This is a genomic window from Stenotrophomonas sp. YJH_SMC_105-26 (assembly GCF_059368915.1).
The window spans coordinates 33,497-50,654 of record NZ_JCAFSD010000005.1 but is presented as its reverse complement, the minus strand read 5'-3'; the positions used below and the strand labels follow the sequence as shown (position 1 = coordinate 50,654).

The 17,158-nt window shown below is 68.9% G+C and carries 7 protein-coding genes; 3 read left to right on the top strand and 4 right to left on the bottom strand.

Annotated features, from left to right (window positions below; genetic code table 11):
• The first annotated feature begins 166 nt into the window (after positions 1–166).
• Complete coding sequence (locus tag AC5P7F_RS13175) at positions 167–12,550, top strand: putative filamentous hemagglutinin family protein (RefSeq protein WP_197602777.1); 12,384 nt, start codon at positions 167–169, stop codon at positions 12,548–12,550.
• A 366-nt stretch (positions 12,551–12,916) separates the two neighbouring features.
• Here the strand turns inward: AC5P7F_RS13175 and AC5P7F_RS13170 are convergent, their stop codons facing one another.
• From AC5P7F_RS13170 to gspH, 3 genes are read right to left on the bottom strand one after another with little or no spacing between them, the layout of a single operon-like run.
• Entirely contained in the window at positions 12,917–13,531 is a 615-nt protein-coding gene (locus AC5P7F_RS13170; protein ID WP_069116565.1) for a prepilin-type N-terminal cleavage/methylation domain-containing protein, read from the bottom strand.
• Positions 13,528–13,878, bottom strand: a complete 351-nt coding sequence (gene gspI, locus AC5P7F_RS13165; RefSeq protein ID WP_219634480.1) for a type II secretion system minor pseudopilin GspI — start codon at positions 13,876–13,878, stop codon at positions 13,528–13,530. Before gspI ends, AC5P7F_RS13170 begins: the two co-directional genes overlap by 4 nt.
• 8 nt (positions 13,879–13,886) lie before the next feature.
• Positions 13,887–14,333, bottom strand: coding sequence for a type II secretion system minor pseudopilin GspH (gene gspH, locus AC5P7F_RS13160; RefSeq protein WP_014647360.1), 447 nt, complete (start codon positions 14,331–14,333; stop codon positions 13,887–13,889).
• A 103-nt stretch (positions 14,334–14,436) separates the two neighbouring features.
• On the opposite strand from gspH, the gene AC5P7F_RS13155 reads away from it, so the two are divergent.
• Positions 14,437–14,913 carry a general secretion pathway protein gene (locus tag AC5P7F_RS13155; RefSeq protein WP_197602778.1) on the top strand — a complete coding sequence of 159 codons (477 nt, stop codon included), beginning with the start codon at positions 14,437–14,439 and terminating at the stop codon, positions 14,911–14,913.
• Between the two features lie 90 nt (positions 14,914–15,003).
• On the opposite strand, the gene AC5P7F_RS13150 is transcribed toward AC5P7F_RS13155, so the two are convergent.
• Positions 15,004–15,339: a hypothetical protein gene (locus tag AC5P7F_RS13150; RefSeq protein WP_164077130.1), complete on the bottom strand. Its 336-nt coding sequence runs from the start codon at positions 15,337–15,339 to the stop codon at positions 15,004–15,006.
• 201 nt (positions 15,340–15,540) lie between these two features.
• Here AC5P7F_RS13150 and AC5P7F_RS13145 point away from each other — a divergent pair, with 201 nt between their 5' ends.
• Positions 15,541–17,157: a ShlB/FhaC/HecB family hemolysin secretion/activation protein gene (locus AC5P7F_RS13145; protein ID WP_164077129.1), complete on the top strand. Its 1,617-nt coding sequence runs from the start codon at positions 15,541–15,543 to the stop codon at positions 17,155–17,157.
• Position 17,158 lies beyond the last annotated feature (1 nt).

Genomic DNA, 17,158 nt, shown 5'->3' with positions numbered 1-17,158 from the left:
CGCCGGCCTCTGGGCCGGCGTCGCCATTTCCGCGACGGTGCCGCCGTTGCAGCGTTTGGCTGTCGGCTTCGTCTCGCGTGAACCGTCTATCAGTGGCAGGGCATGCGTTGCGTGTGCCTCCCCGATCGTCGCCGCAGCTGCGGCCCACCAGGTTGATGAGGTTCCGATGTCGCACCCGCTCCCGTCCGCTGTTCATCCGGCCGCGTCGATGCGCCGCAATCATCCGATGGCGTGGGCCATCGCGGTCGCACTGGGGAGCATGGTAGCCCCGGCCAGCCAGGCGCAGCAGGCGTTCACTCCGGGCTGGTTCGCCGAACGGGGCGCGGCCCAGGGCAGCGCGGCACAGAGTGGCCGGATGCCCAACGGCGTGCCGATCCAGTTCCAGTTGCCGGCCCAGCAGCAGGATGCGGCACGGCAGAAGCTGCAGCAGTCGATCGACAATCTTGGCACTGCGGCACAGGCGATTGCCCTGCAGCAGCGCCTGCAGGAACAAGCCCGGCAGGCGCACCGCGAGGCTGGCTTCATCGTTGCCGATGGCCTCGGCAAGGACGGCCTGAGCGTCGACCAGAACCCGCTGACCCGTGGCTGGCTCAATGCGCGCGACGCGATCCAGTCGCAGGGCAGCGACGGGAGGGTGCAGGTCACGGTCGAGCAGACCGCGGACAAGGCAATCCTGAACTGGGAGACCTTCAACATCGGCGGCAACACCACGCTGAATTTCCTGCAGAACCCTGACTGGGCCGTACTGAACCGCGTCAACGATCCGCAGGCGCGGCCCAGCCAGATCCTGGGCCAGCTGAAGGCCAGTGGCACGGTGTTCGTGGCCAACCGCAACGGCGTGGTGTTCGGCAACAACAGCCAGGTCAATGTACGCAATCTGCTGGCGGCTGCAGCACGGATCAGCGATGCGCAGTTCCGCGACAACGGCCTGTACAGCCCCGACGCCAGCAGCAGCGCGCTCAGCGATGCATTCGGCAAGGTGATGGTGGAGCGGGGCGCCCGCATCGCGACCCATGAGCCGACCAGTGCGACGCGCGGCGGTGGCTACGTGCTGCTGGCCGGGCACAGCGTGGACAATGCTGGCCAGATCGAAGCGCGCAAGGGCCAGGTGCAGCTCGCAGCAGGTGACAGTTTCGTGATCCGGCGCGGCGTGGGTACGGCCACCAACACCAGTTCCACCACCCGCGGCAATGAAATCGCGCCGCGCTTCATCGCTGGCAGCACGGCTGGCAGCGTGCGCAATACCGGTCTGCTGCGCGCACTCGAGGGTGACGTGACCCTGGCCGGACGCAGCGTCGAGCAGGCCGGTGTGGCCGTGGCCAGCACCACGCTTGCACAGCGCGGCACCGTGCATCTTCTGGCCTCGGCCAGTGATGCAGGCAGCAGCGTCACGCTTGCTGACGGAGCCACCACGGCGGTGCTGATCGAGGACGATGGCAAGACCACGGTGCTGGATACGCAGCGCGACGCCCTAATCAAGGAATCGGCCGAGCAGGACGCGATCCGCGCTGGCGCGCGTTCGGCAACCTTCGACAATCTGTCCCAGCACAATGATCGCCGGGACCAGTCGCGGGTGGAGATCGTCTCGGGGGGCAACATCCATTTCAGCGCGGATTCGCTGACGGTTGCCACGGGTGGCCAGATCATCGCCGATGCGGCGGCCCGTAGCTACGTGGACGATGCCGCGCGCGTGGACGTGTCCGGCGCAGTGGGCGTGCAGGTGTCGATGGAGAGCAACAATGTCCAGGTCAAGGTGCAGGGCAACGAACTGCGCGATGCCCTGGACAACCGCGACAGCGGCAAGCTGACCAGCAGCGAAGTCTGGGTCGACCGCCGCAGGCTGGTCCACGTTCCGGCCGGTACCGGGGGCTACGAGGGTGAGCGCTGGTACGCCGCAGGCGGCCTGCTGGAAGTGGGGGGCTACCTCGACAACCAGGGGCACTCGATCGGCGAATGGGCTGCGCAGGGAGGCACCGTCCTGCTGGGCGGCAGGGAAGTGATCACGCAGGGTGGCTCACGCATCAACCTTGCCGGCGGCAGCCTGGATGTGCAGAGCGGCGTGGTCCGGCAGAGCTGGGTGCGCGGCGTTGATGGCCAGGTCTACCGTCTTGATGAGGCGCCAGCGGAGATGCTGTTCGATGGCCTGTACAGCGGCCATGAAGTGAAGCAGGAACGCTGGGGCATCACCGAGACCTTCCGTGATCCGATCGTATTCGCGGCGCAGCGGGTCGATAACGGGTACACGGTCGGCCGCGATGCAGGACGGCTGATCGTCTCCGCACCGACCGCGGTGCTGGATGGAAAGGTTGAGACTGCAACCTTCCAGGGCGCGCAGCAGAACCGCAGGCCGGATGCCGCGCTGGATGGCTATGCACAGGCGCAGACGGCGGTCGCGCGCAATGCGCAGTTGTACCTGGGGCGCTACGACGGCCAGGGCCGCAGTGGTGTGTTCGGCTCGGATGTGCGCCTGGGTGACAAGGCTCCGACGAAGACGGCGTGGTCGCTGGCGGCTCCGGTCAACGAGGAGCGGCGTGACACGGTGTGGCTGGATATCGCAGAGCTGAGTGCCCAGCAGTGGGGGCGGATCGACCTGGCGACCGCCGATCGCATCCGCATCGACGGCAGCCTTCGGCTTCAGGCCGGCGGGCAGCTCAACCTGACCGCCAGCGAGGTGGAGCTGGCAGGCGACATCGGCATTGCCGGCGGCCAGTTGTCGGCGGGCAATCTGCTGCAAGTCCAGGGCCGGCCGACGGCGCTGCTGCACGATGGCCGCGCCCGCACCGTCATTGCCGACGGCACGCGGATCGACCTCTCCGGCGAATGGAGCAACGCCTCACTGGCGATGCCGCGCGACGCGAGCGGTGCCTGGACGGATGGCGGCCGCCTGAGCCTGGGCAACAGTCATGACGTGGCCGTGGGCGCCAAGGCAACGGTTGACGTCGAGGCCGGTGCTGCGCTGGACCTGCGCGGCAAGGCCCATATCGGTAAAGGCGGCAGCGTCAGCCTGCAGGCGAACAGCAGTACGGTTACGACCGATGGCAGTGGCCGGGTGCAACTGGGTGAGGGAAGCCGGTTCAGTGGTCGAGGACAGGGCGGTGGTTCTTTCTCGCTGGGGACCGGTGGCCAGGTGCGGGTGGGCGATGCGGACCTGGCGGGCGCGTCGCTGCGACTGGACCCCGGCCTGTTCGGCAGTGGCTTCGCGCAGTACGACATCAATGGCCACCACGGCGTGGAGGTGGCCGATGGCGCGCGGCTGGTCGCTGCCCTGCCAGGCCTGCGCCTGACCCAGGACGCGCCGATGGCGACCGACCGGGCGTCCGCACTGGCGGCGTGGGACGAACCGCTGTACAGCGCCGATCCGTCGAGCGGGCGCGTCAGCCAGCGCGCGGGTGCGAGCATCAGCCTGCGTTCGGAGCGCAACAGCGTGGGCGGTGACCTGCGGGTCGGCAAGGATGCACTGGTGGCGGTCGATCCAGGGCAGACGATCTCGCTGCTTGGTGCGGGCAACATCGATGTTGAAGGCACGCTGCGCGCGAAGGGCGGACGCATCCTGATCGACGATGTGCGCCCGGAGAACGCGCTGTACGCCGGGCAGCGCACCGAACGCACCTGGCGTTTCGCCGAGGGCGCGCTGCTGGATGCCGATGCAGACGCGATTTCGCTGCCCGATTCCAGCGGCCGTCTGCGCGGACAGGTGCGCGCGGGTGGACGCATCGAGATTGGCGGGGCGCTGGACTGGGAGACCACAGCGTTCGTCGACAACCGACCACCGGAAGCCTTCGTGGTGGTTGAACGCGGTGCGCGCCTGCGGGCGCGGGGTGCGTCGGCCGAGCTGGACGTCGACGGCCAGGGCCGTGTGCGCGTGGACAGCGATGGCGGGCAGATCGTGCTGCGCTCGGCCAATGCGCTGTACCTGGACGGCGGGATGGACGCGGCCGCCGGTGGTGCCGGCGCACGTGGCGGCACCCTGGGGCTGGCCTTTGGCGGCAGCATCCATGCACGTGGCGCCAGCGAGGAGGTACTGCGGTCACGTGCGATCACCCTCAGCCAGCACAGCGCACCGGGGCAGCCACTGCCGGCCACATTGGAGTATGGCCACGCCGCGTTATCGGTCGAGCAGCTGCAGGCTGGCGGTTTCGACAATCTGTCCGTGTTCGGTGACATCCGCGCGGTCGGTGACGTCGACCTGCGCCTGGCCCAGAGCCTGCGCATCCACGGCCAGGGTACTTCGAGCCTGGGCATGGCCGTGGATGCCGGGCCATCGTCGGGGCTGCGACTGAGTGCGCCCTACGTTCGCCTGGCGCAGGCGCGCTGGCGCCAGATGCCGGGCGAGAACCTGCAGGGCACCGCCGCAGTTGCCTCGGCGGCGCCGGACCAGCATGCGCTGGCGGTGCAGGCCGGGCTGATCGACATCCGCGACGTCACCTGGCTGCCGGGGTTCGAACACGTGGCGCTGGACAGCCGCAGTGACGTGCGCCTGACCAACGGCATTGCCAGCAGTGGCAACACCAGCGCGTTGATGACGGCTGGTTCGATGGACGTGACCGCTGCGCGCCTGTATCCCACCACAGGCGCGGTCGGCACGCTGGTGGCCGGCGCGTCGGCGCAGACCGTGCAGACCGCTGATTACTGGTCCGATCCGGATGCCGTGCTGCGCATCCACGGCACCGGTGCGGCCACGAAGCCGGCGCCGGAATCGGCGCTGGGTACGCTTCGCCTGGTGGCCGCCACGGTGCAGCAGGGCGGCAACGTACAGGCGCCGATGGGCACGCTGCAGCTGGGTGGCCTGATACAGAACGGAACCGTCGGCAGCCGGGTGGAACTGCTGCCAGGCAGCGTAACTTCGACCAGCGGCGCCGGCTTGTCGCTGCCCTATGGTGGCACCGTCGATGGTGTTGACTGGCGGGTCGGTACGCGCAGCCTGGGATCGCTGACGCCAGCCGGCATCTCCTCGATGGGGGTGACACTGAAGGCCAACGAGATCGAGGTGGCGCCGGGGGCCCTGCTGGACATGTCCGGCGGTGGTGAGTTGACCGGCGCCGCCTTCGTGTCAGGACGCGGTGGCTCTGTCGACGTCCTGCGTACGGCGTTGGCCGACGCCAACCCGCGCTACGGGTTCAGTGCGTCGGGCAACCCGGTGTACGCGATCGTACCGGGACGCGCCGGGGCGTTCGCCCCCAGTGGCGAAGAAGGGTTCGCAGCTCCGGCGGTGGGCCAGCAGATCACCGTGCCGGCTGGCGTGCCCGGCCTGGCGGCCGGCACCTACACGCTGATGCCGGCAAGCTATGCGCTGCAGCCCGGCGCATTCCGGGTGGAGCTGGGCGCCACCGGCACCTCCGGCATCGTGCAACCGATTGCGACCGGCACCGGCACCTGGCGTGTGTCCGGGCAGCAGCGCACGGCGCTGGGCGCGGCAATCTCGCCGTTGCTCACCGACATCCTGCTGACTCCCGCGGCCGTGGTACGCCGGCACTCGGGCTACAACGAAACCTCCTACAACAGCTTCGCGCAATCGGTAGCTGACCGCCGCGGCGAGTCGCGTGGCTGGCAGACCATCGATGCGCTCGGGTTGACCCTTGCGCTGGGCGAAGGTGCAGGTCGTGCAGACACGCCTGCCATCCACTTCGCCGGCACCGCGCGGTTCGCGGCTGCCACCGACAAGGGGCGTGGTGGCACGCTGGCAGCCACGTTGGCGAGCCCGGCGGTCGGTTCGCTGGAGATCGTCGATGGCACCACGCAATCGCAGGCGAGTGATCGCGGCGCCACCTTCAGCGACGACGCGCTCAATGCCTTCCTGCCGGCGCGGATGATGATCGGCGGGCAGTTCAACCAGGAGGCCTCGCAGGTGGCGGTGACCGGCCAGGCGCGCAGCGTGGCGATCCGTTCCGGCGTCACCTTGAACGCGCCGGAAGTGCTGGTGGCAGCGGCCTCCGGTGGCAGCGGCGTGCTGGTCGAGGCCGGTGCGACCCTCGATACACTGCCGTTCGCATCCGCCAACGCGAATGCCAGCGCGACCCTGCCTTACCAGGTCTCCGGCGGCTTGCTGGCGGTGTCCAACCAGCGCCTGAACCTGATCACCGGCACCACCGGGGTGGAGGCCGGTCCGGTGGCGATCGACATCGGCGGATGCCAGGCGGCGTGCGACGGCCAGACGCGGCTGGTTTCCGATGGCAGCATCGCGGTAGCGACCGATGGCGCGCTGCAGATGCGCGACTCGGCCAGCTATGGCACCCGCCAGCTCGGCCTGAGCATGGCGGCGCTGAACCTCGGCAGTGCCGAAGCGATCGCCCAGGCCGCTGCGGCCGGGGCGCTGCCCAGTGGCATGACCATGAACCAGTCCGTGCTGCAACAACTGCTGCGCGGCAATGATGCGACCGGCGCGCCGGCGCTGGACACGCTGAGCCTGGTCGCGCGGGAGTCTGTCAACGTGTTCGGCAGCGTCGACCTGGATGCGCGCGACAGTGCCACCGGCCGCAGTGGCCTGCAGACGCTTGTGCTCGGTGCGCAGGCCATCCGCGGCTACGGTGCGGCGACCGACCGCGCGCGCATCCTGGTGGACACGCTGGTCTGGGACGGCTCATTGGCGGCGGGCCAGGCGCCGGGCAGCGACGCGACGGTGCCGCCGGCCGATCCGATGGTGGACCGGCTCGGGGCCGGGCAACTGGACATCGTCACCCGGCAGCTGCAGCTGGGGCGGGCGCCATTCAGCCGTCCCAGCTCTGAAGTACCTGCGAACCGGCAGGTGCTCGGCTTCAGTGCGCTGAACCTGAGGGCTTCGGAGCAGCTGTCGTTCTCCGCGCAGGGCACGCTGGACGTATTCCAGCAGCGTGGCGACTATCTGGCCGACAAGGGGTGGCAGTACAGCGGAGGCAACTTGGGTATCGATACACCGCTGTTGGCCGCCGATCCCGCCGCGCAGCTGCGCGTGCGCACCGGCGGCGACTTCCGCCTGCAGGGGGGCGCCGGCAAGACGGGTGGCGATGCACTGGGCAGTGAGTTGAGCATCGACGCCAACCGGATCGCGCTGGACAGCACGGTCGCGCTGGCGTCCGGACGGCTGTCGGCGAACGCACGCCAGGGCATCACGCTTGGCAGCCGGGCCGAGTTGGATCTGGCCGGGCGCAAGGTCTCGCTGTACGACGTGGACAAGTTCAGCTGGGGCGGCGATGTCCTGCTGTCCAGCGACACGGGTGACATCCGCGCCGATGCTGCCTCCCGCATCGATGTTTCCGCACGCAACAACCGCGGCGGGCGCCTGACGGTCACCGCAATGGCCGGCCGAGCCGATCTGGCCGGTGTTCTGCAGGGTGCCGCCACTGGTCGTTACGATGCCGGTGGCACGCTGGTGCCCTACGACGGTGGCGAACTGGTGGTGCGGGCACGCCAGCTGCAGGACTTCGCCGGCCTCAACCAGCGATTGACTGCCGGCGGCGTCGTCGGCGGTCGCAGCTTCCAGATCGGTGAGGGCGATCTGCGGATCGGCGACGAAGTGAAGGCGCGCCGGGTCGACATCAGCGTCGATGCGGGCAGCCTGACCGTGGCCGGCCGCATCGATGCGAGCGGCGAGCAGGTCGGCAGCATCCGCCTGTACGCCCGCGATCAGTTGCAGGTGGACGGCACGCTGGACGCGCACGGTACCGGCCTGCGCGTGGACAGCCATGGCAAGATCATCGACAGTCCCAACCGGGCCACTATCACGCTGGGCAGCGCCGAAGGTGCCGTCGGCCTGGGCAGCGCGGCGCAGCTGGACCTGCGTGCGGGCAGCGACGTTGCCGTTGGTGGACGTCCTGGCCAGAACGATGGTACCCCGCGCGGCACGCTGAAGATCGATGTGCCGCGGCTGGGCAGCAACGACGCGGCGATTGCCGCGGCCACCGGCCTGCGCATCGATGGCGCGGCCGACATCCAGCTCAATGGTGTTCGCCGCTACGACGATGCGCCCCTGGCAACCACCGCTGACGTGCGCGGCAACCGCGCGCAGCTGGTCACCCAGCAGTGGCTGGACCAGGTGGTCGATCCGCACAGCGTGGCCTGGATCGATGGTGCGCTGGGCAACGCCGATCTGCAGCAGCGCACGCGGCCGCTGGGCGATGTGCGCCTTCGTCCCGGCGTGCAGGTGCTGGCGCGGCGCAGCGACGCCAACCCGGACGGCGACCTGACCATCGCCGGCGACATCGATCTGTCCGGCTACCGTTACGGCCCCGATGCCAACCGCGCCGATCCATCGCGGCGTGGCTTCGGCGAATCGGCCTCGCTGGTGCTGCGCGCCGAAGGCAACATCAACGTCTACGGCAGCATCAACGATGGGTTCGCACCGCCGCCGTCCACGCCGGATGAGGGCGGCTGGCAGCTGTACGAGGGTCGCAATGGCAGCGCGGGGCACACCCCCTTTGGCGGTGGGCTGGTGGTGCCGGTGGACGGAGTGAAGCTGCAGCCCGGCACCGAGTTCCAGGCCGGCACCCGCCTGAACTATGACGTGCCGGTCGAATCGGTAACGCTTCCGGTCGGTACCGTGCTGCCCGCGCCGATGGTGATCTCGCAGAACCTGCGGCTGCCTGCAGGCACGGTGCTGGGTGCGGCGGTGACCACCGACTCCGGGCAGACGCTGGCCGCGGGCACCGTGCTGCAGGAGCCGCTGATGCTGGCGGCCGGTGCGCGGCTGGGGGCCGGCTTCCGCCTGCGCAGTGCGGTACAGATGGCGGCACAGGAGTGGCCCGCCGGCGCGGTGCTGCCGGTTGCGCTGCGCCTGGCACGCGAAGTCGCGCTCAAGGTGGGCGCGTACATCCCGTCGTTGACCAAGGTGGAGCTGCCCGGCGACGCGCCGGTGAATCTGAGGCCGGCCGATGCCGGCGGCAACCAGGGGCGCAACTGGGCGCTGGCGCCGATGCTGGCCGAGGGCACCACCTCCTGGGACCTGACCGTTGTTGCCGGCGCCGATACCGGGGCAGCCGACCCACGCAGCCGGCGCTGGGGCAGCGAAGGCAGCGTGGTGCTGGCCGACACCCACCAGGGCTCGATCGGTACGGTCAAGACGGAAATCATCTGGGTGGGGGATCGCGCGTTGACCGAGCAGGCATCGTTGGACTGGATCGGCGACACCTCCTATGCAGGCCGTCCGATCGCGGAGCTGGCCGACATGTTCGGCTTCACCGAAGACGAGTTCTGCGCGATGTCGGCCGACTACTGCGGCCCGGCACCCCGCCAGGTGGCCGCGCAGGGCTCGCTGGATTACTGGGGCGACGAGTCCTACGCAGGCACCCCTGCGAAGGACTTCGCCGCGATGTTTGGCATGACCGAAGACGAGTTCTGCAGCACCGCGCCCACCTACTGCGCCGGCGGCGGCACGCAGACCGAAGTGACCACTTACGGCAAGCGCGCAGGCACGCCGGCGTGGAGCGTACTGCGCACCGGCAGGGGCGACATGGAACTGCTCGCGGCCGGTGACGTCGTGATGAAGTCAGGCTTTGGCGTCTACACCGCCGGCACTCCCGCCGCGCTGGGTGGGGGCCGCGACGCTGCCTTCAATTCGCCCCGTGCAGCGGCCCCTTGGAACACCGCAGTGCTGGGGCCGAACCTGGTGCCGGGCAGCTATGACGCCGCGATGGCAAGCTACCAGGCCTGGTATCCGGATCATGGTGGCAACCTGCGCGTCGAAGCCGGACGCGATATCGTCGGCGACGCCTGGACCGCGCGCGCAGAGTCGGGCAGCAGCGATCGCGACTGGGCGCTGTACTCCAGTGCCGCGGTCGGCAACTGGCTGTGGCGGCAGGGTACCGGCGGCACCACTGGGGTCGAGCCGGTGCCGACCAGCTGGTGGGTGAACTTTGGCGCCTACACCAACGTGTCCGCTGCCGCCGGCGCTTCTCCACGGATGGTTGGTTTCACCGGCTTCGGCACATTGGGCGGGGGCAACCTGACGCTGGAGGCCGGGCGTGACGCCGGCGTGCGCGATGCGATAGGTGACGCGTTGGTGTCGACGATCGCACCGCGCTCGGGTGCGATCATTGCTGCGGTGGGATCGACCGGCCGGGTCAGCGATGGCCAGCTGCACCTGACCGGCGGCGGCGACCTGCAGCTGCGTATCGGTGGCGCACTGAATCCGAACCTGCAGGCGACGATCTCCAGCCTCAACCCCTCCAGGGCGGGACAGAATCTCGACCTCAACGGTACCTTCAGCAACCTGCGTGGGAGCCTGCAGCTCGATGCGGGGCGCATCGGTGCAATGGGCGTCACCCTGGAAAGCTACGCGACGCTGGGTAAGCAGCGGGCGGCAGACCTGTTTGCGCCTGACGCCGCCCGCGCGATGGGCGGGCCGGTGCTGGTGCTGGGCGATGCCGCCGCGCAGCTGCAGGCGCGGGGCGATGTGGTGCTCGGCGGCGTCGCCGATGCCGGCCGGGTTCCGCTGGCCAACTACAGCGCGGTGCTGCAGGATGATGGCGCGCGCGCTGCAGGCAGTACGTGGTTCTCCCTGTGGACCGCCAACACGGCCGTGGATCTGTTCAGTGCCGGTGGTGACCTCGCGCCAGGCCTCGCCGGGCCGGAAAACGTGACGGGCAGCAATCTGTGGCGGGAGCAGGTCCAGCTTGTTGTGCGTGGCGGTGATGATCTGCTGAATTACTGGCTCTATCCTTCGCGCTTCAGCGCCATTGCTGCGCAGGGTGACATCAAGCTGGACCGGATCAGCGCCACGCCGGGGACGCAGGATGTGATCCTGCTGGCACCCTCGGCGACAGGACGGCTGGACGTCCTGGCCGGTGGCGGCATCTTCGCCCAGCCTGGCGCGACCCAGATCGCGCGCTCGGCCAGTGACGCGCGCCTGCCTGGACCCTTCGACCCGGCATTCATGGCCGAGGAGGGGGATTCCGCAGGCAATGTGACCCGCACGCGGCACAACCTGTCGGTCGACGGCAACACGGCATCGCCGGCGGGGTCGCTTCCACTGTTCGCATTCGGTCCGAATACGCCGCTGTCCACTGTGTCTGCGGCACTGGCGCCGAGCCGCTTCTACGCGGTGCAGGGCGACATCATGGGTCTGGCCACCGGCGCCCAGCGCACGCTGAATCCCAACGCGGGGCAGCGCACGCAGTTGAACTGGTTCGAGGCCGCCGGCGCCGTGCAACTGCGGGCAGGTCGGGACATCCTCGGGGTGTCGATGACCGCGTTGAACACCGCGCCCACCGACATCACGGTGGCGGCGGCGGGCCGCGACATCGTGCATCTGAACGCGACCATCGCTGGCCCCGGCAACACCGAGATCAGTGCCGGCCGCCAGCTGCGCCAGGAGGATGCGGGCAGCATCGCCAGCCTCGGTGGCATCGTGCAGGGCGACACCCGTCCCGGCGCCAGCATCGCGCTGACGGCCGGCAACCAGCAGTTCGATTTCGCGGCCCTGCGTGCCCGTTATCTGCACCCTGCCAACCTTGCCGACCCCGCGCAATCGCTTGCATCGCAGCCGGGCAAGGCAGTCAAGGTCTACAACCAGGAGTTGAAGCAGTGGCTGCAGCAGCGCTTCGGCGTGGCGGCCGACGGCGACGGGGCGCTGGCGGCGTTCGATGCGCTGCCGCAGGAACAGCAGCGCATTTTCCTGCGCCAGGTCTATTACGCCGAGTTGCGCGAAGGTGGACGGGAATATACCGATGCAGAAGGGCCCCGCTTCGGCTCCTACCTGCGCGGGCGCGAAGCCATCGCCACGCTGATGCCGGACAGGAATGCGGCCGGTGCGACGATCGACCGTACCGGCGATATCGTGATGTACGGTGGCTCCGGCGTGCGTACCGAGGCGGGCGGCAACATCGAACTGATGGCACCGGGTGGGCAGATCGTGATCGGTGTGCAGGGCGTGGTGCCACCCGCCAGCGCCGGCCTTGTCACCCAGGGGCAAGGTGATATCCGGCTGTTCAGCCAGGACAGCGTGCTGCTGGGCCTGTCGCGGGTGATGACCACCTTCGGTGGCGACATCCTGGCGTGGTCGGAGCAGGGTGACATCAACGCCGGTCGTGGTTCGCGGACGACGTTGCTGTACACGCCACCGCGCCGCGTCTATGACGGCTGGGGCAATGTGATCCTGTCGCCGCAGGCTCCCGCCAGTGGCGCAGGCATCGCGACGTTGAACCCCATCGCCGAAGTGCCGCCGGGCGACGTCGACCTGGTCGCGCCGCTGGGCATCATCGACGCGGGCGAGGCTGGTATCCGCGTCTCGGGCAACATCAACCTGGCGGCGCTGCAGGTGCTCAACGCCGCCAACATCCAGGTACAGGGCGAGAGCAAGGGCCTGCCGGTGCTGGCATCGGTGAACGTCAATGCGCTGGCCTCGGCCAGTGCGGCAGCCAACAGCGCCAGCCAGGCGGCACAGGATGTGATGCGCAAGAGCCAGGACGAGGCACGGCGCAACCAGCCGTCGGTGATCAGCGTGCAGATTCTGGGCTTCGGCAGTGGTACCAGCGCCATCAATCCGCCGGCGCGTGGCAACACTGCCAACAGCGGTTATGACGCCAACAGTGCCTTCCAGTTCCCGCAGGCAAGTCGCGACGAGGGCACGCAGCGCCGATAGGTGCCGTCCTTGGTCGGCACACGTTGCTGCCCACCAAGGTCGGCAATAGATCCACGCCATGCGTGGATGCGACCGGGCCGAAAGAACGAACAGCATCGGGCCAGCCGCCACGGAACGGAAGCGGCCCCAGCCAGGATGGCACGGAGGGCAGGGAGCGGCCATCAGCGGTGAGGACCACCGACACGGCGCCGCCGGGTGCAGGAGCGCGCCCGGCGGCGGGCTCGGCAGTAGATCCGCGCCATGCGTGGATGGCTGGGCCAGCCTCAGTGCCGACCAACGGTCGGCACCCACCAGGGCAGGCCGGGCAGTAGAAGCCGCTCGGCAGTAGATCCACGCCATGCGTGGATGCTTTGCCTGGGAGGAATCCTAAAGCTCCAGCACGCGCCGGTAGCCCAGCGGTCCACGCCCGTCACGCAGGCCCAGCCGCAGTTCCAGCCCGGTGGCCGGCAGCACCTCGCCCTCGCTCGGCAGCATCGCCCAGCCGGCCCCGGGTTGCCAGGCGCGCACCTCGAACCGCTGCACATCCTTTGCCACTGCAATGCCTTCCGAAGGAACCGGCGCGGGGAGGGGATAGCGGTCCGTCGCCGTACCGCTGGCGCGCCATAGCGTGTTGCCTTGCCGCCACCAGCGCACCCGCTGCCAGCGCAGCCCATCACTGTCGACGCTGCGGGTGATCTCCAGCGCAAAGCTTCCATCCGGATGCCGTTCGCTCACCAGTGAAGGGGGTAGCAGGCGCTGAGGCTGATCCGCCGGGCGCACCGCGCCGTTCATCAGCGCATCGTCGGCACGCATCTCGATATCGCGCTGGAACTGCTGCAGCACGCGCAGTGCCGTCGTGGTCTCGGCATCGGCCCGGCGCAGGCGCTGGTCGCTGCTGGCCACGCTGTCGAGCGCTCGCCAGCAGATCAGCGCCAGCACGCCCATGATGGTGATCGCGATCATCACCTCGATAAGGGTAAAGCCTGCGGCGGTACGCTTCATTGCGCCGCGGTCCACGGCAGCTGCATCCGCGCCAGCGACTGCCGCGGTGCATCTTCGGCAGCCACGCTGAGTTCCAGTTGCGGCTGTCCGTCACCCCCCGTGCCGATATGCTGCAGCACCAGGAAACTGCTTCGCCCCTGCACGCAGCGCAGCCGTGCATCCTGCGGCGGCTGCCCGGCCAGGCGCAGCTCCTGCCAGCGGTCCTGCGCGCACAGCAGCGCCAGGCGACGGTCGCGCAGGCGTGACTGATCGTCGGTGGCCACCGCGACCGAGCGCATGACCGCAGCCAGCGCAATCGAAACGATCGCCAGTGCGATCAGCACTTCGATCAAGGTGAATCCGCGCATGTTCCGCTTCACTGCACGACCTGCAACTGTCCGCTGCCATCGTCACGAAGACGCAGCTGGCGGCCCTGCAACGACAACGTCAGTTCCCATGCCACGCCGATCCACTCCGGGCTCAGTTCAACCGGGGTGGCCGGCTGCACCACGATGCCGGCCGGTTGCCATGACTGTGGGCGCAGCAGGTCGTCGCGTTGCACGTCCACCCAGCGGGTGCCTTCGCGCCTGCTGAACCGGTAGCCGGCGGCGTCGGCCTGCCAGCGCAGGGGGCGGCCATCGATGCGGGCCTCGTCGCGCGCCACCTGCAGGCGCTGCGCCAGTCGTTCGGCCTCCTGCCGCAGCTGGCGCGCGGGGTCGAGCAGGCTGCCCAGGCCCAGGCCGATGCCCGCCGTGCAGATGCCGATGATCACCAGCACCACCATCAGTTCCAGCAGGGTGAAACCACGCGGCACGTGCTGCATCGACGTTGCCTCCTGTCCAGGTCGATGCCTGCCAGCGTAGGCCCGTATGATGAAACAAAAGCGTCAGCGGCGGCTGCTAGCGTGGGCGGACACGAACGTGGCGATGGTGCGGAACATGGATGGCAGGCGCTGGGATCGCAATCGGATGTTGACCCTGCTGGCGGCCACCCTGCTGCTGGCGGTGGTGGCCTATTGGAGCGTCACCCTGTCTGCGGTGGCGCCTGCGGCGGCGGCCAGCGAAGCGCATGCCGATGCGCCGGCCCGGCCGCTGTTCGATGCGGTGGCCAGTCTGCCGCTGGTGCGGCTGCTGTCGCCCGGTGCGGTGCAGACCGAGGTGGTCGTGCTGGGTGTGATGGCGGGTGACCACGCGCCCCTGGCCCTGTTGTCGGTGGATGGACGCCCGCCGGAGGCTTACGCGCCCGGCCAGCGGCTGGGGCCCTGTACGGTGCTGGCCAGCATCAGCGCCAACGCGGCGGAACTGAACCAGGCTGGGCAATCGCGCAGCCTGCCGGTGCCCGCGCTGCCACCGGTGCCGAACGATGGCATCGTGCCGGCCGCTCCGCAGGGCGGCGCTCGGTAGAGCCGAGCCCGCGCTCGGCTGCCTCTGCATGGCTGTTGAACGGTGTGCAGGCGCAGCCGGGCGTGGGCTCGGCTCTGCAGATGCATGGGTTCATCGCGCCGGACGCTGCGGTACCACGGACCGCCCGAAGGCATCGCCCATGCGTTGCCGCGTGCCTTCCAGGTTGTACTGCATCAGCTGGTTGCCGGGCTGCCGCATCAGGCGTTCGGCATCCGGCAGCGCCGCTGACTTCGCCGATTTCGGCGCCGGCGACAGCCTGCGTTGCAGGCATTCCCACGCGGGGATGCGCTCGCCGTTGACCTGTACTTCGATGCACGGCGCAGCACCGTCCTGCTTCTTCGCCTCTCCGGCCCAGGCCGATGGCAACGCCAGCAACAAGGCAAGGGCGAGGGCAGGGCGAAGGCCCGCCTTCAATGGCTCACTCATCTCGAATCTCCTGCAACAACCGACGCTCTGCAATGAAGACGTTTGGCGAGGGCAGTCTACGCCGGCGAGTGCTCTGGCGCTGTCACAAGATGACAGTGCTGTCACAAAACTGGTGGCGGTTTTGACGCGACGTGCACGTCCTGTTGGTAGACCCACGCGCCGCTCCCTGGCCACTCCCTCCGATACGACGCGATGCCTTCGATGACTCCTGTTCCGTGCCGAGCCGTCCGCTTTCCGTTGCGCCTGCATCCGCTGGTGCTGGCGCTGGCCGCGATGCCGCTGCCATTGTCCGCGCAGGAGGCAGCGCCTGCGCCCAGCGTGAACATCAATGAATACATCGTGCGCGGCAACACCGTGCTCGATCCGCGCCAGATCGAACGGACGGTAGAGCCGTTCCTCGGCCCGGGCAGGACCCTGGCCGATGTCGAGAAGGCGCGCGATGCGGTCCACGCGCTGTACCAGCAGGCGGGCTACCAGTCGGTCTACGTCGAACTCCCCGAGCAGCAGGTCAGTGGCGGCGTGGTGCTGCTGAAGGTGCAGCAGACGCCGATCGGCCAGCTGCGCGTGGTCGGCACCCGCCACGAATCGCCCGACCGCATACGCGATCGCGTACCGGCACTGGCCGAGGGCAAGGTGCCGGACTTCGACCAGGCCCAGAAGGAACTGACCGCACTGAACGAAGGCGGGCGTCGCCAGGTGATGCCGCTGGTGCGCGAAGGCCAGGTGCCGGGCACGATGGATGTGGACCTGCAGGTCGAGGAGAAGTCGCCGTGGCGTGCCAGCGCGTCACTCAACAACGACCACAGTGCCGACACCGAGAGGCTGCGCCTGAGTGCGTCGCTGGCTTACGACAACCTGTGGAAGCGCGGGCACAGCGCCAACATCGGCGTGTACCTGGCGCCGGAAGATACAAAGCAGGCCAAGGTGTTCTCGGCCTCGTACACGATGCCGTTCGAAGGCACGCCGTGGAGCCTGGAAGCCTCCGGCTACAGATCCGACAGCCGCGTGTTGAATGCAGGCGGGCAGGTCGGTACCGGCACCGGCACCAACGTGATCGGCAACGGCCATTCGATCGGCCTCAAGCTCAACTACCGCCTTGCCGGCAGCAGCCGGTGGTGGCGCCAGCTCAGCCTCGGTGTGGATTTCAAGGACACCGAGGAAGACACGCAGATGGGCAAGGACAGCCTGAAGACACCGTTGAAGTATGCGCCGATCACCCTGGCCTTCGTCGGCGTGCGCCAGGGCGAGCAGGATCAGTTGAGTATCAACACGCAGCTGGTGGCCGGTACCCGTCGTCTGTTCGGCTATGGCAGTGATGCCATCGGGTTCGGGCAGAAGCGCTACTGGGCAGACCCCAGTTTCGTCGCGTTCAAGGCGGACGTCGCCAACACGCACACGTTCAGCAGCGACTGGCAGTGGTATGCGCGTGGCTCGTTGCAGGTGACCGATGCGCCGCTGGTGTCGGCCGAGCAGTTCGCCGCCGGTGGCATGTACACCGTGCGCGGCTATCTGTCGGCCGAGGCGATCGGCGATTACGGCGGCCTGGCCAGCCTGGAATGGCGCACGCCTGCGTGGTCGCTGTGGAGCGGCACCGACCTGCGTGTCTACAGCTTTGCCGACGCGGCCCACCTGCGCCTGCGCCAGCCGCTGCCCGAACAGCGCGACAAGTACAACCTGGCCTCGGTCGGTCTGGGCGCGCAGCTGCGCCTGGGTGAACACCTCCAACTGCGTCTGGACTACGCCTGGCCGTATGCCGATGGCCCGGTCACGCGCAAGGACGACCCGCGCCTGCATTTCAACATCAGCACCAGCTACTGAC